This is a genomic window from Streptomyces sp. NPDC107454 (genome assembly GCF_055582885.1).
In genome coordinates, this window is the sequence record NZ_JBVJPA010000001.1 from 254,557 (window position 1) to 273,970 (window position 19,414).

General features: G+C 70.9%; 17 protein-coding genes. 10 read left to right on the forward strand and 7 right to left on the reverse strand.

The genetic code is table 11. The features are described from left to right. Window positions 1-32 precede the first annotated feature (32 nt). The gene (locus ACZ69M_RS01105; protein WP_470046339.1) at window positions 33-509 is read left to right on the forward strand and encodes a DUF1203 domain-containing protein; all 477 of its coding nucleotides are present in this window, start codon (window positions 33-35) and stop codon (window positions 507-509) included. A gap of 51 nt (window positions 510-560) precedes the next feature. On the opposite strand, the gene ACZ69M_RS01110 is transcribed toward ACZ69M_RS01105, so the two are convergent. Next, on the reverse strand, window positions 561-1,577 hold the full coding sequence (locus ACZ69M_RS01110) for an aspartate-semialdehyde dehydrogenase (protein ID WP_470045862.1): 1,017 nt from the start codon (window positions 1,575-1,577) through the stop codon (window positions 561-563). Window positions 1,578-1,871: 294 nt separating this feature from the next. On the opposite strand from ACZ69M_RS01110, the gene ACZ69M_RS01115 reads away from it, so the two are divergent. Beyond that, complete coding sequence (locus ACZ69M_RS01115) at window positions 1,872-2,393, forward strand: sigma-70 family RNA polymerase sigma factor (RefSeq protein ID WP_382117810.1); 522 nt, start codon at window positions 1,872-1,874, stop codon at window positions 2,391-2,393. 1 nt (window position 2,394) lies between these two features. After that, window positions 2,395-3,132, forward strand: a complete 738-nt coding sequence (locus ACZ69M_RS01120) for a hypothetical protein (RefSeq protein WP_470045863.1) — start codon at window positions 2,395-2,397, stop codon at window positions 3,130-3,132. Between the two features lie 91 nt (window positions 3,133-3,223). Here ACZ69M_RS01120 and ACZ69M_RS01125 read toward each other — a convergent pair whose 3' ends face one another. Further along, the gene (locus ACZ69M_RS01125) at window positions 3,224-6,541 is read right to left on the reverse strand and encodes a S8 family serine peptidase (protein WP_470045864.1); all 3,318 of its coding nucleotides are present in this window, start codon (window positions 6,539-6,541) and stop codon (window positions 3,224-3,226) included. Window positions 6,542-6,815: 274 nt separating this feature from the next. Further along, window positions 6,816-7,352 carry a CGNR zinc finger domain-containing protein gene (locus tag ACZ69M_RS01130; RefSeq protein ID WP_470045865.1) on the reverse strand — a complete coding sequence of 179 codons (537 nt, stop codon included), beginning with the start codon at window positions 7,350-7,352 and terminating at the stop codon, window positions 6,816-6,818. A gap of 127 nt (window positions 7,353-7,479) precedes the next feature. On the opposite strand from ACZ69M_RS01130, the gene ACZ69M_RS01135 reads away from it, so the two are divergent. The 5 genes from ACZ69M_RS01135 to ACZ69M_RS01155 all read left to right on the forward strand — a co-directional run bounded on the left by ACZ69M_RS01135 (window position 7,480) and on the right by ACZ69M_RS01155 (window position 12,600). Next, window positions 7,480-7,932, forward strand: a complete 453-nt coding sequence (locus ACZ69M_RS01135; protein ID WP_470046341.1) for a VOC family protein — start codon at window positions 7,480-7,482, stop codon at window positions 7,930-7,932. Window positions 7,933-7,956: 24 nt separating this feature from the next. Further along, on the forward strand, window positions 7,957-8,838 hold the full coding sequence (locus ACZ69M_RS01140; protein ID WP_470045866.1) for a pyridoxamine 5'-phosphate oxidase family protein: 882 nt from the start codon (window positions 7,957-7,959) through the stop codon (window positions 8,836-8,838). Window positions 8,839-8,874: 36 nt separating this feature from the next. Continuing rightward, entirely contained in the window at window positions 8,875-9,324 is a 450-nt protein-coding gene (locus ACZ69M_RS01145) for an NUDIX hydrolase (protein ID WP_319744344.1), read from the forward strand. Between the two features lie 267 nt (window positions 9,325-9,591). Beyond that, window positions 9,592-11,346 (forward strand): TIGR03767 family metallophosphoesterase, encoded by a 1,755-nt coding sequence (locus ACZ69M_RS01150; RefSeq protein ID WP_470045867.1) that lies wholly within the window; start codon window positions 9,592-9,594, stop codon window positions 11,344-11,346. Between the two features lie 114 nt (window positions 11,347-11,460). After that, window positions 11,461-12,600 carry a serine hydrolase domain-containing protein gene (locus ACZ69M_RS01155; protein WP_470045868.1) on the forward strand — a complete coding sequence of 380 codons (1,140 nt, stop codon included), beginning with the start codon at window positions 11,461-11,463 and terminating at the stop codon, window positions 12,598-12,600. 273 nt (window positions 12,601-12,873) lie between these two features. Here ACZ69M_RS01155 and ACZ69M_RS01160 read toward each other — a convergent pair whose 3' ends face one another. Together ACZ69M_RS01160 and pepN are read right to left on the reverse strand one after the other, a co-directional pair. Continuing rightward, window positions 12,874-13,938: a hypothetical protein gene (locus ACZ69M_RS01160; protein ID WP_470045869.1), complete on the reverse strand. Its 1,065-nt coding sequence runs from the start codon at window positions 13,936-13,938 to the stop codon at window positions 12,874-12,876. A gap of 212 nt (window positions 13,939-14,150) precedes the next feature. Further along, the gene (gene pepN / locus ACZ69M_RS01165; RefSeq protein WP_470045870.1) at window positions 14,151-16,730 is read right to left on the reverse strand and encodes an aminopeptidase N; all 2,580 of its coding nucleotides are present in this window, start codon (window positions 16,728-16,730) and stop codon (window positions 14,151-14,153) included. A 173-nt stretch (window positions 16,731-16,903) separates the two neighbouring features. Here pepN and ACZ69M_RS01170 point away from each other — a divergent pair, with 173 nt between their 5' ends. Further along, window positions 16,904-17,560, forward strand: coding sequence for a mycothiol-dependent nitroreductase Rv2466c family protein (locus ACZ69M_RS01170; RefSeq protein WP_470045871.1), 657 nt, complete (start codon window positions 16,904-16,906; stop codon window positions 17,558-17,560). Between the two features lie 3 nt (window positions 17,561-17,563). On the opposite strand, the gene ACZ69M_RS01175 is transcribed toward ACZ69M_RS01170, so the two are convergent. After that, window positions 17,564-17,785, reverse strand: coding sequence for a hypothetical protein (locus ACZ69M_RS01175; protein ID WP_470045872.1), 222 nt, complete (start codon window positions 17,783-17,785; stop codon window positions 17,564-17,566). A 157-nt stretch (window positions 17,786-17,942) separates the two neighbouring features. Here ACZ69M_RS01175 and ACZ69M_RS01180 point away from each other — a divergent pair, with 157 nt between their 5' ends. Continuing rightward, window positions 17,943-18,599: a histidine phosphatase family protein gene (locus ACZ69M_RS01180; protein WP_470045873.1), complete on the forward strand. Its 657-nt coding sequence runs from the start codon at window positions 17,943-17,945 to the stop codon at window positions 18,597-18,599. Between the two features lie 119 nt (window positions 18,600-18,718). Here the strand turns inward: ACZ69M_RS01180 and ACZ69M_RS01185 are convergent, their stop codons facing one another. Beyond that, window positions 18,719-19,360: a superoxide dismutase gene (locus ACZ69M_RS01185; protein ID WP_470045874.1), complete on the reverse strand. Its 642-nt coding sequence runs from the start codon at window positions 19,358-19,360 to the stop codon at window positions 18,719-18,721. Window positions 19,361-19,414 lie beyond the last annotated feature (54 nt).

Below are 19,414 nucleotides of genomic sequence, written 5' to 3' on the forward strand. Positions count from 1 at the left end.
CTGGAGACATGACGACGCACACGACGACCGACATGACGACGTACACGGCACGTCCCATCGACCCGGCGGTCCTGAAGGATCTCCGCACAGCCGACGATGCGGACCGTCCGATGGTTCCCTTCACGGACGAGGAGGGCGACGCGCCGCTGCGCTGCTGTCTGCGGCGCAGTGAACCGGGCGAGCGCATCGCCCTCGTCTCCTACGCGCCGCTGCGCCGCTGGGCCGCCGAAACAGGCGCCCACCCGGGCGCGTACGACGAACAGGGTCCGGTCTTCATCCACGCCGACGAGTGCCCGGGCCCCGACCCGCAGGGCCGTCCCTTCCCGGGTGGCCGTCGCACGGTCCGCCGCTACTCCGCCGAGGGCCACATCCTGGGCGGCCGTCTGGTCGAGAACCCCGAGGCCTTCGACGAGGCCTTCACGGAGGCATTCGCCGACCCGGAGGTGGCGCTCGTCCACGTGCGGGCCGTGGAGTACGGGTGCTTCCTCTACGAGGTGCGGCGGGCGTGAGAAGGGGCGGTCACCGTGCGGTGACCGCCCCCGAGGCGCGTGGTGCGGGCGTCAGCCCTTGAGCTCCGCCGCCACCAGCTCCGCGATCTGGACCGCGTTCAGTGCGGCGCCCTTGCGGAGGTTGTCGTTGGAGACGAAGAGGGCGAGAGCGTGCTCGGCCGTCTCGTCGGCGCGGATGCGGCCCACGTAGGACGCGTCCTTGCCGGCGGCCTCGAGCGGGTTCGGGATCTCGGAGAGGGCGACGCCCGGGGCGCCGGCCAGCAGCTCGGTCGCGCGCTCCACGCTGAGCGGACGCGCGAAGCGGGCGTTCACCTGGAGGGAGTGGCCGCTGAACACCGGGACGCGGACACAGGTGCCGGAGACCTTGAGGGCGGGGATCTCCAGGATCTTGCGGGACTCGTGGCGGAGCTTCTGCTCCTCGTCCGTCTCGTGCAGACCGTCGTCGACGATCGACCCCGCGAGCGGGAGCACGTTGAAGGCGATGGGGCGCTTGTAGACCCCCGGCTCGGGGAAGTCGACCGCGTCGCCGTCATGGGTCAGCTTGTCGGCGTCCGCGGCGACCTTCAGTACCTGGCCGTGCAGCTCGGCCACGCCCGCGAGGCCGGAACCGGACACCGCCTGGTACGTCGCGACGACCAGCGCCTCGAGCCCCGCCTCCTCGTGCAGCGGCTTCAGGACCGGCATCGCGGCCATCGTCGTGCAGTTCGGGTTGGCGATGATGCCCTTGGGGCGGTCGGCGATCGCGTGCGGGTTCACCTCGGAGACCACCAGGGGCACCTGCGGGTCCTTGCGCCACGCCGAGGAGTTGTCGATCACGACCGCGCCCTGCGCGGCGACCTTCTCGGCCAGCGCCCTGGAGGTCGCGCCGCCCGCGGAGAACAGCACGATGTCCAGGCCGGAGTAGTCCGCCGTCGCCGCGTCCTCCACCGTCACACCGTCGAGCACCGTCCCGGCCGAACGCGCCGAGGCGAACAGCCGCAGCTCCTCGACCGGGAACTCCCGCTCGACGAGGATCCTGCGCATGACTGTGCCGACCTGACCGGTGGCTCCGACGATTCCGACCCTCACGGCGACTCCCTTAGCGTGCGTTTTACGTGGTCCAGCGCTTCCATCATGCGTCTGACCCGTCCCCGCGTGTCCAATCCTTTGCCCGTGCCGCCCGAGGAGTGGGACACGTCCGCCCTTCGGCATCGCCGCGGCATCCGAAAGAAAACCGTCCGTCGGCCGCCGGGAACCGCAAGCCGTACGGCGTGGGCGTCCTCACCGGCCCCGGCCCGGTGTGACGTACGACTCCTTCACGTATGGCCGAACGTTTTGGCCCGCACCGGCGTCGTAGAGGAAACGCGGGAGGGGAGGGGCGGAGTGCTGCGCAGAAAGGCACGCCGGGTCCAGGGGGCGGACGATCCCCTGGACGCGGCCCAGGAACGCCGGGTGCGGGCGGTGCTCGCGCTCGGTGGCGTACCGCAGGCGGACCTGCCGGACGGGGTGCAGCAGGTGCGCCTGCGGTTGCTGGAACGCGCGGCGAAGGGGGACGAGGCGCCGCGTGACGTGTCCGCGTGGGCGGCGGTCGTCGCCTCGAACCTGGCGATGGACTGGCACCGGGCCAAGCGGCGCCAGGAGCGGCTCGGCGAGCGGCTGGCCTCGCTGCGCCAGCCCGCGGACGCCCGTGACGAGGACTCCAGCGTGCTCTCGCTCGCCGTGGCGCAGGGCCTGGACGAGCTGCCCGACGCCCAGCGACAGGTCCTCGTCCTGCGTTTCTACGCCGATCTGTCCGTGCGCGGGATCGCCGAGGAGCTCGGCATCCCCGAGGGGACGGTCAAGAGCAGGCTGCACTCGGCGGTCCGCGCCCTGCGCGCCCGCCTGCACGAGGACGAGGTGGTGTGACGTGGCCGAGTACGAGGGAGTGGACGCGCTGTTGGCCGCGATCACTGACGAGGCGCTGCCGGAAGGGGCCGGCGACGACCCGGAGTTCATGGCCGAGCACCGGAAGGCGGTGGCCGATGTGGCGCTGCTGCGGGAGCAGTTGGCGGTCATCGGGGACGCGCTGACGGACCGTGCGGAGGAAGCGAAGCCGGTCCCGGTACGGGCCCCCAGAAAGCGCACCCGCCGCCCCGAAGGCGCCCCCAGGAACCGCGGGCGCCGTCCCCTAGCCCTGGTCCTGGGCACCCTCGTCGCGGCCACCGTGGCCGCGATGGTCGTCGGCATGGGCTGGCTCCTCGCGCACAACGGGGCAGGCGCGTCGGACGCCAGCGGGGCCAAGGCGGCCGACAGCGGGACCGCGGGCGGCAGTGCCTCGCTCAGCGCCCCCGGGTATCTGGCCTGCGCCCGGCTCGTGGCGGAGGGCACGGTCGCCGACGTCGAGCCGCTCCCCGGCACCACGGAGAACCGGATCACCCTCCACGTGGACCGCTACTACAAGCCCGAGAAGGGGAAGGCCGAGGTCGTCCTCGTCCTGGACGAGGACGTGGCTCCCCGGCCGCGCGAGGGCGAGCGGGTACTCGTCACCCTCCAGGACGATCCGGCGACACCGACCGGCTGGACCACGGGGGAGAAGGCCATCGCCGACGAACGGGCGTGGATCGTGAAGGCGCTGCCCGCGTCCCGCACCCTCACGTGCCCATGAAGAGGGCACGTGCCTGTGAGGAAGGCACGTGCCCGTGAAGAAGGGCGGGCGCCCGTTTCCGGACGCCCGCCCCTCGTAGGTCAGCCGGTTGCTACGGGGTGACCTTCTCGATCTTCACGCTGCCGAGGCCGGCGGCCGTGCCGCGGGCGTTCACCAGCTGGACCCGGCCGAAGAACTCGCGTCCCTCGGGGGCCGGCGCGGCCGCGGTGACCTCGCCGGACACCGTCGCCGTACCGCCCGTGGCGAGCTTCACCGGCGCCGACTCGTCGACCTTGACCGAGCCGAGCGCGGAGGAGAAGAACACGTCACGGTAGTCGTACGCGGTCGAGCCCGACGGGACCGAGTAGCCCACGACCTCGATGGTGTACGTACCGGCGGCGGGGTTGGGGATGGAGACGGCCTCCTCCGAGTCGCCGTCCGCGGACTGCGCGACCTGCTTGCCCGCGGAGTCGTACACCGTCAGGTCCAGGTCGGCGGCCGTGTCCGAGACGTTGCCGATGGCGACGTCGAGCGACGCGGCGCCGGCCGGCACCTCGACCGTGCTGGTCTGCGTGGCGCCGCCCGCGATGGTCGGCCGGGCCGTCTTCGAGGAGCCGAGCGGGCCGCCCTTGAGGGTGCCGTCGAGCGCCGCGAAGCCGTTCGTCACCTTCCAGGAGGCGGTGACCGGCGTGCCGACCTTGGCCTCGGGGACCGTCACGACGGCCGGGTCGAAGGCCGCGCCGAGCACGGTGGCCTCCAGCTTGTACGGGTTGTCGAGCAGCGGCGAGGTACGGCGCGCCTCGACCTCGACCTCCCAGACACCGGGCTGCGGGTCCGCGTACGAGCGCACGTCGGGCTTGCAGCCGTTGGTGTTCGGGTAGTTGCTGTAGCAGTACGGCGTGCCGGTGTCCTCGACCGGGACACCGTAGGGGTGGATGGAGATGAACCGGGTCTGGCTCAGGTCCTTCAGCCCGCCGATCGCGACCTCCAGCGCCTTCGCGCCCTCGGGCACGGTCAGGAAGTACGACTTCGTGCTGTTGCGCTGCACCGAACTCGACGCGGAGTAGCTGTACTTGAGCGGCGTGGAGACCACGACCGTCGTCAGGATCTGCTTGTCGATGCCCTCGGTCCGCGGGTCGTCGACCTCGAGGATCGCGCTCTTGATGCCGGTCGAGGAGGCCTTCGCGGCGACCTTGACGGTGACCGGCTTGTTCAGTTCGAGCTTGACCTCGTCGGAGCCGACGATCCGGAAGGTGTCACCGGCGTTGTTCTCGAAGTGCAGCTCATGGCGGATCGCCTTGTCCGGGCCGGACGTACGCGTGATGGTGATGTCGTACGACTTCTTCACGCCGACCTTGAGGCCGCCCTCGCGGTCGTAGAGGCCGGTGCCGAAGCCCGGGGTCTTCAGGGCGTAGTCGATCGCGGTGTCGACGGGGGCCTTGACGACGTAGTTGGAAGGCGCAGCGTCGTGGGCGGTCGCGTCGTCCTTGATCGACTTCCACGCGTCCACGATGTTGATGAGGCCCGCGCCCTCCTCGTACGCCTGCACACCCTTGATGTGGTCGGCGGTAGAGGTGAGGGCCGTGCGCAGCTTGGCGGGCGTCAGGGCGATGCCCTTCTGCTTGGCGGCGCTCAGCAGCAGCGCGGACGCGCCGGCGGCCTGCGGGGAGGCCATCGAGGTGCCCTGGAGCATCGAGTAGCCGGCCGGCAGGGAGTAGCCGGCCTGGGCGACCGGGGAGCCCGGCAGCCAGGTCTGCGTGGTGTTGATCGCGGCGCCGGGCGCGGTCAGCGTCGGCGTGAAGCCGCCGTCCTCACGCGGACCGCGCGAGGAGAACGGCATCATCGCGTACTTCTTCTCCACGACGGAGCCGTAGTTGGCGGCCCAGGTGTCCTTGGAGATGGACGCGCCGACCGAGATGACCTTGTCGGCCAGGCCGGGGTCGCCGATGGTGTTGGCGCCGGGGCCGGAGTTGCCCGCGGAGATCACCAGCTGGACACCGTAGGTGTCGATGAGACGCGTGTAGAGCTCGGAGCGCGCGTTGTTGCCGTCGTTCAGCGCGGGCAGGCCGCCGATGGACATGTTCACGATGTCGACGCCGTGGTTGACGACGAGGTCGATCATGCCCTCGGTGAGCGCGACGTTGGTGCAGCTCGGGCCGAACACGCAGGCGCGCGACGAGACGATCTTCGCGCCGGGGGCGGCGCCGTTCATCTTGCCGCCGAACAGGCCGTTCGCGGACGTGATGCCGGCGACGTGCGTGCCGTGCTCGCTCGCGATCAGACCGATGTTGACGAAGTCGGCCTTCTTGCCGACCCAGTCGCCCCCGTAGGGGTCCATCGGCACGTCCTTGCGGATCTGCACGACGAACGGCTGGCTCTCGACGACGTCGGTGGCCGGGTTGTCGGTCCCGAAGTGACCGATCTGGTAGCCGTCCTTGTACGGCTTCATCGCGGTGTCGTCGCTGAAGTCGTGGTTGTTGTTCACGTCGACGGTGACGGTGCCGGCCGCCGGGTCGTACAGGACGCCCCACGCGTCGGTGGTGTCGCCGTCACGGTTCACGTCGCCCGCGGCGTCGCCGCCGGCGGTCGCGGACTCCCGGAACGTGCTGATCTCGTACGAGCCCGCCGGGGCCGTCCAGCTCTGGCCGCCGTAGGTGAAGGCGGGCCCGGAGACCGCGCTGACCATGGGCCGCCAGCTCAGGTCGTTGTCGAGGATCGGGTCGGTCGAGGTGACCCAGTCGACGATCTTGCGCTCGCCGGTGGTGGTCTTCTGCAGCGCCGGGTGGCTCAGGTCCACACCGGAGTCGAGGATGCCGATGGTGACGCCCCGGCCGTCCGCCTTCGGGTTCTTCTTCACGAAGTCGACGGCGCCTGTCTCGAAGGACGGGTTGTACGGGTTCTCGGCGGGGGTGTTCTTGTCGGGCGCGGCGTAGGTCTTCGTGGCCTTCGTAGAAGCGCCCTTGACCGTGTCGGCGCTCGGCGTCGGGTCGTCGAGCGCGATGTCCTGGCGCAGGTCGATGCCGTGCACCGAGGTCAGCTTGGTGGCGGCGGCGATGGCAGCGTCGGCCTTGGCGGTCGGGACGGTGGCCCGGACGTAGCCGACCTTGTCGTACGTCTGGCCGACGGAGCCGCCCTTGACCGCGTCCATCTCCCGGGCGACCTGCTCGGTCTGCCCGGGAGCGGTGGCGATCATCATCGTGACGTTCTTCGCGCCGTCGGCCTTGGCCTCGGCGAGGAGGTCCGCGTCGTCCGAACCGAGCTTGGCGCTCGCGGACTTGGTGCCCGGATCGGGCGTGGCGGGTGCGTGGTCCGCGGAGAAGGCCATGGGTATCGGCCCGGCCGCGGAGAGCGCGGCCACCAGGCCCGCGGCCACGGCGATGCGGGCCACGCGTCTCGCGCCCGATATCGGTGCGCGCTGAGGATCGGTCATCAGCATCCCTTGTAGGTAAAGGAACGAGCGTGGAGTGACCGGTCCCGACGTTCCCACGGGACGCGATCACATCAGTCCGGTATGTGGACCCGGATGACCGCTCAGCTTTACCTAAGGGGCAGTTGTTTGGGGAGAGTTGACCGGGGCGGGATGGAGCCATGGCGTACTTCCGCCATACGTCACGACGGTCAAAACGCAATATGACAGGACATCAACAAGCATCGACAAGCATGGTCGGCCAATCCCCGGCCGCCCCTCGCCCGCTCCCGGCCGCTCAGGCCTCCCGCGTGCGCGCGTAGTGGCGGGACGCCTTCGCGCGGTTACCGCAGGCCGCCATCGAGCACCAGCGACGGGTGCCGTTCCGCGAGGTGTCGAAGAAATGCAGGATGCAGGTGTCGTGGGCGCAGCGGCGGATGCGGTCGGGGGCGGTGTCGAGCAGTCCGAGGTAGTCGCGGGCGGCGAGCCAGGCGGGCCCCCAGGACGGGTCGCCGAACTCCGCTTCCTCGCCGGGTCCCCGGCCGGTCAGCGTCAGGCGGACGCGGCCGTGCGCGAGAACGGCGTCGATCCGGGCGGCGGCTTCCTCCAGGGTGCCGTCGACGGCCGAGCGCAGGGCGTCGCGGGCTTCTCGTACATGCAGCAGCACGGCGTCGTCGGCCGGGAAGTCCAGCCCGTTCGCCGCCAGCCACACCGCCAGGCCCCCGGTGTCCGTGAGCAGGTCCTGCGTCACTCCCTCGCGGTTCCAGCGGGTGTTGAGCAGGTCGAGCGAGACCGGCTCGCCGGTGAGCGGACGGGGATCGGCGGTGGTGGGCATGGGGAGCTCCCTTCGGTGCTAACCGCTCAAGGGTAAGTCACTGGTTGACGCTCCCCAATCTAACCCCTAACCTCAATGACAGGGGTTAGCCCTTCTCTGGGGGCGGCCCATGACAGACGGGACCGTCATGACCTTGCGCACCGGCCACATCGGCCTGAACGTCACCGACCTCGACCGCTCGCTCGCCTTCTACCGCGACGTCCTCGGCTTCGGAGTGATCGCCGAGGGCAAGGAGGAGGAGCGGCGGTACGCGTTCCTCGGCTCCCTCGCCGGAGACGGCAGCCCGGTGCTCACGCTCTGGCAGCAGGCGCGGGGTTCGTACGACAAGGCCCGCGCCGGCCTGCACCACCTCGCCCTCGAAGTGGACTCGGTCGACCAGGTCAGGGAGTACGAGACGGCCCTGCGGGACTACGGCGTCGACTTCGCGTACGAGGGCGTGGTTGCCCACCGGGAGGGCTCGGCGTCCGGCGGCATCTTCTTCCACGACCCCGACGGCACCCGCCTCGAGATCTACGCGCCGAGTGGGTCGGAGGGGGCCCCGGTGCCCTCCGACACCGCCCCCACCTGCGGTTTCTTCTAGGGTCTGTGGAGAGCGGGGCATGTCATGACGTACCACCGCGGCTCACGGGCCGTACAGGAGCGGGTGGGGGTGCGCGAGGCCGCCGACCATGTGGGGCGGTCCGTCGGACAGGGCATCCGCCCCGTGGCCGCCGCCTTCCTCGAACTCCAGCCGATGCTGGTGGTGGGCGCGGCCGACCCGGTGGGCGGAGCGGTGTGGGCCTCGCTGCTCACCGGCGAGCCCGGGTTCGTACGGGCGACGGGTGTGCGGCAGATCTCGGTCACGGGCGGCGGTCCGCGCGAGAGCGACCCACTGGCGCGGGCGCTCGCCACCCCGGGCACCTCCGTCGGCACGATCGCGCTCGACCCGCGCACCCGCCGCCGTATGCGCCTCAACGGCCGGGCCCGCCCGACCCCCCGCGGCTTCGCCGTCGAGGCCGACCAGGTCTTCTCCAACTGCCCGAAGTACCTGCAGAAGAGGGAGTCGTACGAGAAGGCCGAGCGTCCGCCCGGCATGCCCCGCAGGTCCACCGCACTCTCCCCCGGGCAGCGGCGGTTCGTCGAGTGCGCCGACACCTTCTTCCTGGCCACCGTCCACGCGCACGGCGCCGACGCCAGCCACCGGGGCGGCAACCCAGGATTCGTCCACGTCATCTCACCGCACGAGCTGTACTGGCGCGACTACCCCGGCAACTCCATGTTCCTGACCCTTGGCAACCTGGAGACGGACCCGCGGGCGGGGCTGCTCTTCCTGGACTGGGCGGTGGGTACGGTGCTGCAACTGACGGGCACGGCACGCACGGAGTACGCGGCCGACGGGGAGCGCACGGTCGGCTTCACCGTCACCGAGGTCGTCCAGACACCTGCCGCCAGCCCGATCCGCTGGTCGCCGCCGGAGTACTCGCCGGCCAACCCGTCCCCGCCGTAGGCGACTTGCCCCGCCCCGGTGCCGTAACGTCTGGGCATGCCGAAGCAGTTGAGGGTGGCGGCCTACGCCGTATGCGTGCGGGACGGGCGGATGCTGCTGGCCCGCTGGGTCGCGGGTGACGGAAGCAGGCGGTGGACCCTGCCGGGCGGCGGCATGGACCACGGCGAGGACCCCTACGACACCGTGATCCGCGAGGCCGAGGAGGAGACGGGCTACGCCGTCGAGCCCCTCGCGCTGCTCGGCGTCGACTCCGTCCTGCGTTCGCACCCGCGCCGACTCGGCTCACCCAACGACTTCCACGCCCTGCGGATCGTCTACGAGGCCCGTGTCACCGGCGGCGAGCTGCGCCACGAGACGAACGGCTCCACCGACATGGCGGCCTGGCACCCGCTCGACGAGGTACCCGCCCTCGACCGGGTCGCGCTGGTCGACGTGGGACTGCGGCTGTGGCGGGAACGACCGCCCCTCGGCCGCGTCGGCTCCTGAGAGGCGGGAGAGTACCGGCGGGGACCGCCGGGAATGGGGCCCTACCCCGGAAAATGAACACGGAGTGACCGCGTCCCGGCCGTTCGGAGAGGGGTCGTGGACGCGCAGGGTGTTCCAAGATCCACGTTCGGTGATCGGCGTCGGCCGTTGCCGCCTCGTTAACGTCCAGGTCACCCCCGGTGCCAACGATCCAGTATGAGCGGGGAGTTACCGCAACGAGCCCCCCGCGACCACTGCCGACGCGTTCGCACTCGGGGAGATCGCGCCATGTCGCGCATACGCTCTGTCGCCACTTCCGCCGCCATGAACCGCCGTACCCTGCTCGCCGCCACCGGGGCGGTGACCCTCTCCGCGGGCATCGGCTACGCCCTGCGCCCCGACTCCGAGGCGCACGCCGCCACCACCGGCACCGGTGAGTCCGCCGTCGCCGTGTCCCGGCAGGCGCCCGCCGCGCCCCTCGCTCCCTACGAGCGCGGCACCACCCTGGAGAGCGTGGCCGCGCCGCGCTCCGGCTCGGGCGGCTACCGGCGGCTCGGTGACGGCCCCGCCTGGAAGCGGGTCGTTCGCGGCGACCTGGCCGCGGCCAAGTCGGGCCGGGCCGACCGGCGCACCGCGCTCGCCGCGTTCGTGCAGTTCACCGACCTGCACCTGATCGACGTCCAGCACCCGCTGCGGCTCGAGTACCTGCGCACCGGCGCCGCCAACGCCTGGCGTCCGCACGAGTCGCTGACCGTGGCCGGCGCCGTCTCGCTCGTCGAGCGGGTCAACGCGCTGCGGGGCGCCCCCGTCACCGGCTCCCCGCTGCACTTCGTCATGACCACCGGGGACAACACGGACAACAACTCCAAGACGGAGCTGGACTGGTTCCTGAAGGTCATGAGCGGCGGCCGGATCAGCCCCAACAGTGGCGACCCGCGGCACTACGAGGGCGTCCAGAACAGCGGCCTCAAGCTGTACTGGCAGCCGGACGCGGCCCTGCGCGACGCCGACAAGCAGCGCGGCTTCCCGCACCTGCACGGCTTCCTCGCGGCCGCCATCCGTGAGCTGCGCAGCCCCGGCCTCGGCCTGCCCTGGTACTCCACGGTCGGCAACCACGACGCGCTGCCGCTGGGCTGCTACCGGCACGGCGACTCCTTCCTCGCCGAGTTCGCCGTCGGCGGCAAGAAGCTGATGACGCTGCCCGCCTCGGCGAGCGTCGCCCTGCGCGCCGCCATCAAGAACGACAAGGACCCCAAGGGCACCCAGCTCAGGGACCTCCTCAAGACGCACGCGCGGGAGCTGCGCTCGGTCACCCCGGACGAGTCGCGCGCCCCCTTCACGCCCGCCGACTACCTCAAGGCGCACCTCGACCCCGCGCACACCGGCCCCGGTCCGATCGGCCACGGCTACTCACAGGCCAACCTCGCCGCGGGCACCCAGTACTACGCCTTCCGCATCTCCGACGACATCATCGGCATCAGCATCGACACCACCGACCCGGGCGGCCACTACATGGGCTCCATCGGGACGACCCAGCTGCGCTGGCTGGACAAGACGCTGAGCGACAACAAGGACTCGTACGCCATCGTCTTCAGCCACCACACCAGCAAGTCGATGACCAACCGCCGCGTCGACCCCGCGCACCCGAGCGACAAGCGCCACGGCGGCGAGGACGTGGTCGCCACGCTCGCCAAGCACCGCAACGTGCTGGCCTGGGTGAACGGCCACACCCACAAGAACGAGATCATCGCGCACTCCGCGCCGAACCACGGCTCCTTCTGGGAGATCAACACCGCCTCCCACGTCGACTTCCCGCACCTCGCCCGCATCATCGAGGTCGTCGACAACAAGGACGGCACGCTCTCCCTGTTCACCACCCTCATCGAGTCCGCGGCCCCGCACCGCACGGACTTCTCCGACCTCAGCCAGACCGGCCTCGCGGCCCTCTACCGCGAGCTCGCCTTCAACTCCCCGGGCCGCAGCACCGAACTGGCCGGCGCCTCGCGGGACCGCAACACGGAGCTCGTACTGAAGAAGGCCTGAGGAAACCCGAAGAACGGCCGAAATCCACTCAACCGGCGTACAGGCGGGCAACCTTCACATCGGTCCGCCGAGTCCCTCCCCCCGACCAGGGTTCACCGGTGAAGGGGGAACGGCATGTCAGTGCGTACGGGACTGGTGGCGGCGACGGCGGTGGCGCTCGCGGCCACTCTGGCGGGGCCCGCGGTGGCGGCTCCCGCCGGAGCCGCTCACCACGGCGCGACCCGCGCCGCCATGGACGCCGCGGTGAAGGCCGGGGTGCCGGGCGTGACAGCGACGGCGCGGGACGCCGACGGCACGTGGTCGGCCACGGCGGGCGTGGGCGACGTGCGGACGCACACGCCGCGCGGCACGGCCGACCACTACCGCGTGGGCAGCATCACGAAGACGTTCGTGTCGACGGTGCTGTTGCAGCTGGAGGCGGAGCGGCGGCTGTCGCTGGACGACAAGGTGGAGAAGTGGCTCCCGGGCGTGGTCCGGGGCCATGGCCACGACGGACGCCGGATCACCGTCCGTCAGCTCCTCAACCACACCAGCGGCATCTTCAACTACACGGCGGACGACGACTTCGCCCGCACGTACTTCCTGAAGGACGGCTTCTTCGAACACCGCTACGACACGAAGACGCCCGAGGAACTCGTCGCGATCGCGATGATCCACAAGCCGCTCTTCGCGCCGGGCACGTCATGGAGCTACTCCAACACCAACTACGTGCTGGCCGGCATGGTGATCGAGAAGGTCACCGGCCACTCCTACGCCACGGAGATCCGCCGCCGCGTCATCGAACCGCTCGGCCTGCGCGCCACGTCCGTCCCCGGCACCAGGACGACGCTCCCACGGCCCAGCAGCCACGCGTACTCGAAACTGGCCCGGACGACGACGGGCCCGACGTACGACGTCACGCGGCTCAACCCCTCCCTGGCCTCCTCCGCCGGAGAGATGATCTCCGACTCCGCCGACCTGAACCGCTTCTACGCGGCCCTGCTGGGCGGCCGGCTCCTTCCGCCGAAGCAACTGAAGGAGATGAAGACCACGGTGAAGGCCGACGAGATCCCGGGCGCCCGCTACGGCCTGGGTCTCATCGACCGCAAGCTCAGCTGCGGGGTCCATGTGTGGGGCCACGACGGCGGCATCCACGGCTCGACGTCCTCCGCCGTGACGACGGCGGACGGCCGCCACTCCCTGGCCTTCAACTTCAACGGGGACTGGTCGGGGGACAGCGATGCGGTGATCGAGGGCGAGTTCTGCCACAAGTAGACCTCCGAACGGCCTTCTTGACGCAGGTCACCGCAGCCTTCGGCCGATCGGCACTCCAGAGGTACTCGTCGATCAGGTCCTCGGCCTCGTGGAACGAGCCCGGCATCCGGTAGCAGTACGCCACCAGCTCACCTCGGTACGGTTCGAGGCCCACTGCGCCATCATGACGGCGGACAGGGGGTGCCCGGACCCCACGGGCAACCCGCACGAGGAGGGGCCGCCGGATCGCCGGCGGCCCCTCCTCTCCCCTCCTGGTACCGCCCCGGTCCGTTGCTACCGGGGCAGGACCACGACATACGCGGCCGGATCCCGGTCGTTCGCCGCCATCAGCGCGGTGCGGACCACCGCCGCCTGCTGCTCCCTCGCGTCGCGCAGCTTGCGCGGGGTGACGTGGACGACCGTGATGCCCAGCCGCTCCAGATGCTCGCGCTTGCGGGCGTACTCCGACCAGAGGGCGTCGTCGTCCTGCCGATGTCCCGGCCGGGGCGCCCGGGTGTCCAGCTCCAGGGCCACCGCCTGCTCGGGCCAGTACGCGTCGAGGCCGCCCAGGTGGGGCCCGCCCGGCAGACGCAGGTCGACGTTCCAGACCGGCTCGGGCAGGCCGTACTCCCGCACCATCCGGTAGAGCCGGTCCTCCGCGATCGCCCGGCCCTCCGCCAGCAGCGAGTCCACCGCGTCCACCACATGCGGCCGGCTCAGCAGCCGCGCCTGCGTCAACTCACGCACCACCGCGGCCGGTTCGCAGTGCCCGGCGCGCACCGCCTCCGTCAGCAGGCGCCGTACCGTGCCCGTGTCCGACAACTCCGCCACCGCGTCGGCGAGGGCGCGCGGCACCGGGGCGACCGGGACACCCGTGAGGTACGAGGGGGCGGGCAGCGAAGGCGTACGGACGATGTGCGCGCAGCCGTGCGAGCGCAGTCGGCGCAGCCGGGGGACCAGGACGTCGATCTTGTCGAGGGCGGTCAGCGGGGGCGACGAGGTGAACCCGTGCAGGGTCAGCGCCGCCAGGCCCGTGATCAGCGCGTCCGCGTACGGCCGTGGGGCGTGCGGTTCCTCGGCGCCCGGCTGGACGGGGATGCCCGGCGCCGGCTCAGGGGCCGGGGTGCGGCCCGCGAACAGCAGGACGGCGTGCAGGCGTTCCTCGGAGGTGGGCGGCCCCGGGTGGAGGAGGAAGACGCCGGGGAGGATCTGCTGCCAGGGACCGCCCGGCCGGCACCGCTCGGTGGTGTCGGCGGCCGTGATGCCGTGGCTGCGCAGCTGAGAGGCGGTCAGGACCCGCCGCCGCGTGGGGGACAGGTGACGGAGGGGGCGGGGGAACAGTGGGGTGTTGTGGTTCATGACCGGGGGTTTCCCGCGCCCGATCCGTCCCCTAACCGCTGTTACACGCCCGTCGACAAATCCGGACAAGCTCGCCCTAAAGTACGGGCGTTCGACTGCCGAAAGACGCTGGTCCGGATCGGGGTTACGGGGCCCGGTGCGCGGGTTCGGTAACGGGGCTCCGGGCGGCCGCACGGGCGGCCCGGAGCCCCGTCGTTTCCCGGCCGTTGTCGCTACGAGCCCGCCGCCGTGTCGCACGCCTGCCCCCGCAGGGCGCGCGCCAGGTCGTCCCGTGCCTCCAGGACCAGCCGGCGCAGGGCCGGTGCCGCGTCCTCGTGGGCGGTGAGCCAGGCGTCCGTCGCGTCCAGGGTCTCCTGGGAGTCCCGCAGGGACGGGAACAGGCCCTTGACCACATCCATGCCGATCTGGATGGACCGCTCGGCCCAGACGCGCTCGATGGCCGCGAAGTACTTCGCGGCGTAGGGAGCCAGAAGATCCCGCTGGGAGGGCTGTGCGAAGCCCGCGATGGTCGCCTCGACCAGCGCGTTGGACAGCGCGTCCGACTCGACGACCTGCGCCCAGGCCTGGGCCTTGACCGCCGCCGAGGGGCGGGCGGCGAGGCAGCGGACCTGGTGGCGCTTGCCGGAGGCCGTGTCGTCGCGGGCCAGTTCGGCCGCGAGGAGGGACTCGTCGGCGACGCCGTGCGCGGCCAGCGGTTCCAGGAGCGCCCAGCGCAGCTCCTGGTCGACGTCCAGGCCGTCGACCTTGGCGGTGCCCTCCAGGAGGTGCAGCAGCAGTTGCAGATCGGCCTGGTCGGAGGCGACCGTCGCGAAGAATCGGGCCCAGGTCAGCTGGTGCTGGCTGCCGGGCTCGGCGAGCCGCAGTTCCTTCAGGGCGCCCTGGGCGAGCAGCCGGCCGCCCTCCGCACGCCAGTCGGGGGCCGCGTAGTGGACGAGCGCCGAGTGCGCCCAGGCGTGCAGCATCTGCAGGACGCCGATGTCGGACTCGCGGCCCGCGAAGCGCAGCACCAGGCCCACGAAGTCCCGGGCCGGCATCAGCGCGTCCCGGGTGAGGTTCCACAGCGCCGACCAGCACAGCGCGCGGGCGAGCGGGTCGGTGATGTCGCCGAGCCTCTCGCGCAGCGTGGCCAGCGAGTTCTCGTCGAAGCGGATCTTGCAGTACGTGAGGTCGTCGTCGTTGACGAGGACCAGCTCGGGGGCGTCCGCGCCGACCAGCTCCTCGACCACCGTACGGGGGCCGACGACGTCGACCTCGGCGCGCGCGTACCGCACCAGAGAGCCGTCGGCGTCCTCACGCCGGTACAGGCCCACCGCGACGCGGTGCGGGCGCAGTTCGGGGTGCGACTCGGGGGCCTCCTGGAGCACGGCCAGCTCCGTGACGCGGCCCTCGGCGCTCAGGATCACCTGCGGGGTGAGGGAGTTCACCCCGGCCGTCTGGAGCCAGGCCCGCGACCAGGTGGCCAGATCGCGCCCGCTGGTCTCCTCCAGCGCCGACAGCAGATCGCCGAGGCGCGTGTTGCCGTAGGCGTTCCGCTTGAAGTAGCGGCGCGCGCCCTCCAGGAACGCGTCCTGGCCGACGTACGCGACGAGCTGCTTGAGCACGCTCGCCCCCTTCGCGTACGTGATCCCGTCGAAGTTGAGCTTGGCATCCTGGAGGTCGTGGATGTCGGCCGTGATGGGGTGGGTGGAGGGCAGCTGGTCGGCGCGGTACGCCCAGGCCTTGCGGCGGTTGGCGAAGGTGATCCAGCCGTTCTCGAAGCGGGTCGCCCCGACCAGCCCGAACGCGCCCATGAAGTCGGCGAAGGACTCCTTGAGCCACAGGTCGTCCCACCACTCCATGGTGACGAGGTCGCCGAACCACATGTGCGCCATCTCGTGCAGGATGACGTTGGCCCGGCCCTCGTACGAGGCCTGGGTGACCTTGCCGCGGAAGATGTACTCCTCGCGGAAGGTGACGAGCCCCGGGTTCTCCATCGCGCCGAGGTTGTACTCGGGCACGAACGCCTGGTCGTACTTCCCGAACGGGTACGGGTAGTCGAAGTGGTCGTGGAAGAAGTCGAGCCCCTGCTTGGTCACCAGGAACACGTCGTCGGAGTCGAAGTGGGGCGCAAGGCCCTTGCGGCACATCGCGCCGAGCGGGATCTCCAGCGTCGTACCGTCGTCGAAGGTGCGCGTGTAGCTGTCCGTGACGTAGTGGTACGGGCCCGCCGCGAACGCGGTGATGTACGTGGAGATCGGCTTGGTCTCGGCGAACCTCCACACACCGTCGACGAGTTCACCGACGCCGTTGCTCCAGACCGTCCACCCCTCCGGGGCCCGCACCTCGGCGCGGAAGGGGGCCTTGAGGTCCGGCTGCTCGAAGTTGGCGAAGACGCGCCGGGAGTCGGCGGGCTCGTACTGGGTGTAGAGGTAGACCTCGCCGTCCTCGGGGTCGACGAAGCGGTGCATGCCCTCGCCGGTGCGGGAGTAGGCGCACTGCGCGTCGACGACCAGCTCGTTGTCGGCCCGGAGGTCCTCCAGCCGGATGCGGGAGCCGTCGAAGACCTCGCCGGGGTCCAGGTCCTTGCCGTTGAGCGACACGGCCGTGACGCTCGGTGCGAGCAGGTCGGCGAAGCTCGCGGCGCCCGGCTCCGCGCAGCGGAAGCGGATCGTGGTCACCGAGCGGAAGGTGCGCGGCTCGGCCTCGATGTCGCCCAGGGCGGAGCGCAGGTCGAGGGAGACCTCGTAGCCGTCCACGGACAGCAGCGCTGCCCGCTCCTGGGCCTCGTCGCGGGTCAGATTCTCACCGGGCACGGGCGGCACTCCCTCGGGGCGTCATGGGATGGACATGGATTTTGCGGAACGGACAGGAGCGATCCTGCCATGTGCCCCTGACGCGGGACAGCCGGGAACGAGGCGTGACACCCGGGAATGAGGCGAGCGGCCTCCGGCGTTGCTGCGGGAAACACCGCTTTCCGAGGAGAACCATGCCCGAGACCGCCTCCACCAAGACCCCTGTCGACTTCTGGTTCGACCCGCTGTGCCCCTGGGCCTGGATGACCTCGCGCTGGGTGCTGGAAGTGGAGAAGGTCCGGGACATCGAGGTCCGCTGGCACATCATGAGCCTCGCGGTTCTCAACGAGGACAAGCTGGACCAGCTGCCCGAGGAGTACCGGGACATGCTGGCCACCAAGGCCTGGAAGCCGATCCGGGTGGTCACCGCCGCCTGGCAGAAGCACGGGGAGGACATCCTCGGCCCGCTCTACACCGCGCTCGGCACCCGCATCCACAACCAGGGCGAGGGCCCGACCATCGAGGCGATCGCGGGCGCGCTCGAGGACGTAGGCCTCCCGGCCTCCCTGCTCGACTACGCCGACCAGGAGGACTTCGAGTTCGACGCCGAGCTGCGCGCCTCCCACAAGGAGGGCATCGACAAGGTCGGCCAGGAGGTCGGCACCCCGGTGATCGCGCTCCCCGGCGACGACGGCGAGCAGATCGCCTTCTTCGGCCCGGTCGTCACGCCCACCCCGCAGGGCGAGGCCGCGGCCAAGCTGTGGGACGGCACGCTGCTGGTCGCCTCGACCCCCGGCTTCTACGAGATCAAGCGGACCCGCACGAAGGGCCCGGACTTCAGCAACCTGTAGGAGTTACTCGGGTTCGGGGATCCGGATGTGGTGGTCAGGGGTTCCGGCGCACTTGGTGAACCCGGTGCGGACATGCCGGCAGCCCGGCGCCACGCACATCAAGTAATTGTCGACGTTCCGTTTGACCAGGCGGTTCTTGAGCCACTGCTTCTCGTCAGCGACGAGCGGACGGTGCCCCTCGTTCGAGTCGCAGGTGTGGCAGTAGTACGGCTTCTCGCTCGGCATCCCGCAACGATGCCCCGGAAGCCCGCATACCGTAAGGCCCCGTGAGGCTCCTTTTCGCTCCTCACGGGGCCTTCGCGGCAGTGCCGAACAGACCCGGACGGCGGGCTTCCGCCGGAGCGCGCACGCGAGCGCGCCCCGGCGGGAATACTGGCGGGTCATGAGTACGACGAACATGACCCACAGCGCCGTGAGTCCCGCAACCTCAGTGAGCACGACCCTGCTGCTCGCCCGGCACGGCCGGACCGTCTGGTATGCCGAGAACCGCTACGCCGGAGTGAGCGACGTCCCCCTCGCCGACGAGGGCCACGCCCAGGCCGAGGCGCTGGGCCGCTGGGTCGCCGCGCACCCCGTGGACGCCGTCTGGACGTCGACCCTCTCGCGCGCCGTCGCCACGGCCGAGCCCGCCTGCCGCGCCCTCGGTCTCACCGCGCACCGCGAACCCGCCTTGCGCGAATGCGACTTCGGGGTGGTGGAGGGCCATACTCTCGCCGAGTTCGAGGCCGAGAACCCGGCCCGGGCGAAGGCGTTCCGGGTCGACCCGGTGTCGTACCCCTTCCCGGAGGCGGAGGACCCGCGCACCGCGGCGGCCCGCGGGGCGGCCGTCCTGCGCCGGATCGAGGCCGCGCACCACGGCGAACGCGTCCTGGTCGTCGCCCACAACACGCTGCTCCGGCTGGTGCTCTGCTCGCTGCTGTCCATCCCGCTGGGCGAGTACCGCAGGGTCCTCCCGCGGCTGCGCAACGCCGCGGTCACCGAACTGCGCATGACGGACGGGGCCGCCGCGCTGCTGTCGCTCAACGTGCCCTGCGAGTGACGCGGGCCGGGTACACAGGAGGGCCCCCGCGAGTCACGTCCTCGCGGGGGCCCTCCGTTTCTCCGCCTGCCACGTGAAAGGTGAGAAGACGATCACGAGCAGGACGTTTTTCATCTGCCTCAGGGGGTGATCAGCAAGACGTTCGCGCGGGACCTGGCCGCCTCGTATCGCCGGGCCACGTCCTGCCAGTCGACGACCTGCCACATCGCGTCGATGAAGTCGACCTTCTGGTTGCGGTACTGGAGGTAGAAGGCGTGCTCCCAGGCGTCGAACACCAGGATCGGCACCGAGCCCTGCCCCACGTTGCCCTGGTGGTCGTAGATCTGCTCGACGACGAGGCGACCGCTGAGCGGCTCGTGGGCGAGGACGCCCCAGCCGGAGCCCTGGGTGGTCGCGGCGGCCTTCGTCAGCTGCGCCTTGAACCCGGCGAAGGAACCGAACGACTCGGTGATCGCGTCCGAGAGCTCTCCCACACCGTCCACGGCGAGGGGCTCACCGCCGCCGTTCCCGCTCATGTTCGTCCAGTAGATGCTGTGCAGGATGTGGCCGGAGAGATGGAAGGCCAGGTTCTTCTCCAGACCGTTGACCGCCCCCCACGACTCCTTGTCACGCGCCTGAGCGAGCTGCTCCAGCGTGTCGTTGGCCCCCTTCACGTACGCCGCGTGGTGCTTGTCGTGGTGCAGCTCGATGATCTCGGGGCTGATCACGGGTGCGAGCGCGGCGTAGTCGTACGGCAGCTCAGGGAGCGTGTAGACGGGCATGTCGGGGTCCCCTCCGGCCTCGTAAGACCTTATTGCACATAACTTGCAACTGCA

What these genes read in the sequence shown, in the direction of transcription:
- ACZ69M_RS01185 (WP_470045874.1), bottom strand. Translation starts at nt 19,360, where the DNA reads ATGCCCGTCTACACGCTCCCTGAGCTGCCGTACGACTACGCCGCGCTC.
- ACZ69M_RS01175 (WP_470045872.1), bottom strand. Translation starts at nt 17,785, where the DNA reads ATGCCGAGCGAGAAGCCGTACTACTGCCACACCTGCGACTCGAACGAG.
- ACZ69M_RS01150 (WP_470045867.1), top strand. Translation starts at nt 9,592, where the DNA reads ATGTCGCGCATACGCTCTGTCGCCACTTCCGCCGCCATGAACCGCCGT.
- ACZ69M_RS01130 (WP_470045865.1), bottom strand. Translation starts at nt 7,352, where the DNA reads ATGCCCACCACCGCCGATCCCCGTCCGCTCACCGGCGAGCCGGTCTCG.
- ACZ69M_RS01155 (WP_470045868.1), top strand. Translation starts at nt 11,461, where the DNA reads ATGTCAGTGCGTACGGGACTGGTGGCGGCGACGGCGGTGGCGCTCGCG.
- ACZ69M_RS01160 (WP_470045869.1), bottom strand. Translation starts at nt 13,938, where the DNA reads ATGAACCACAACACCCCACTGTTCCCCCGCCCCCTCCGTCACCTGTCC.
- ACZ69M_RS01140 (WP_470045866.1), top strand. Translation starts at nt 7,957, where the DNA reads ATGACGTACCACCGCGGCTCACGGGCCGTACAGGAGCGGGTGGGGGTG.
- ACZ69M_RS01125 (WP_470045864.1), bottom strand. Translation starts at nt 6,541, where the DNA reads ATGACCGATCCTCAGCGCGCACCGATATCGGGCGCGAGACGCGTGGCC.
- ACZ69M_RS01170 (WP_470045871.1), top strand. Translation starts at nt 16,904, where the DNA reads ATGCCCGAGACCGCCTCCACCAAGACCCCTGTCGACTTCTGGTTCGAC.
- ACZ69M_RS01105 (WP_470046339.1), top strand. Translation starts at nt 33, where the DNA reads ATGACGACGTACACGGCACGTCCCATCGACCCGGCGGTCCTGAAGGAT.
- ACZ69M_RS01180 (WP_470045873.1), top strand. Translation starts at nt 17,943, where the DNA reads ATGAGTACGACGAACATGACCCACAGCGCCGTGAGTCCCGCAACCTCA.
- ACZ69M_RS01145 (WP_319744344.1), top strand. Translation starts at nt 8,875, where the DNA reads ATGCCGAAGCAGTTGAGGGTGGCGGCCTACGCCGTATGCGTGCGGGAC.
- ACZ69M_RS01135 (WP_470046341.1), top strand. Translation starts at nt 7,480, where the DNA reads ATGACCTTGCGCACCGGCCACATCGGCCTGAACGTCACCGACCTCGAC.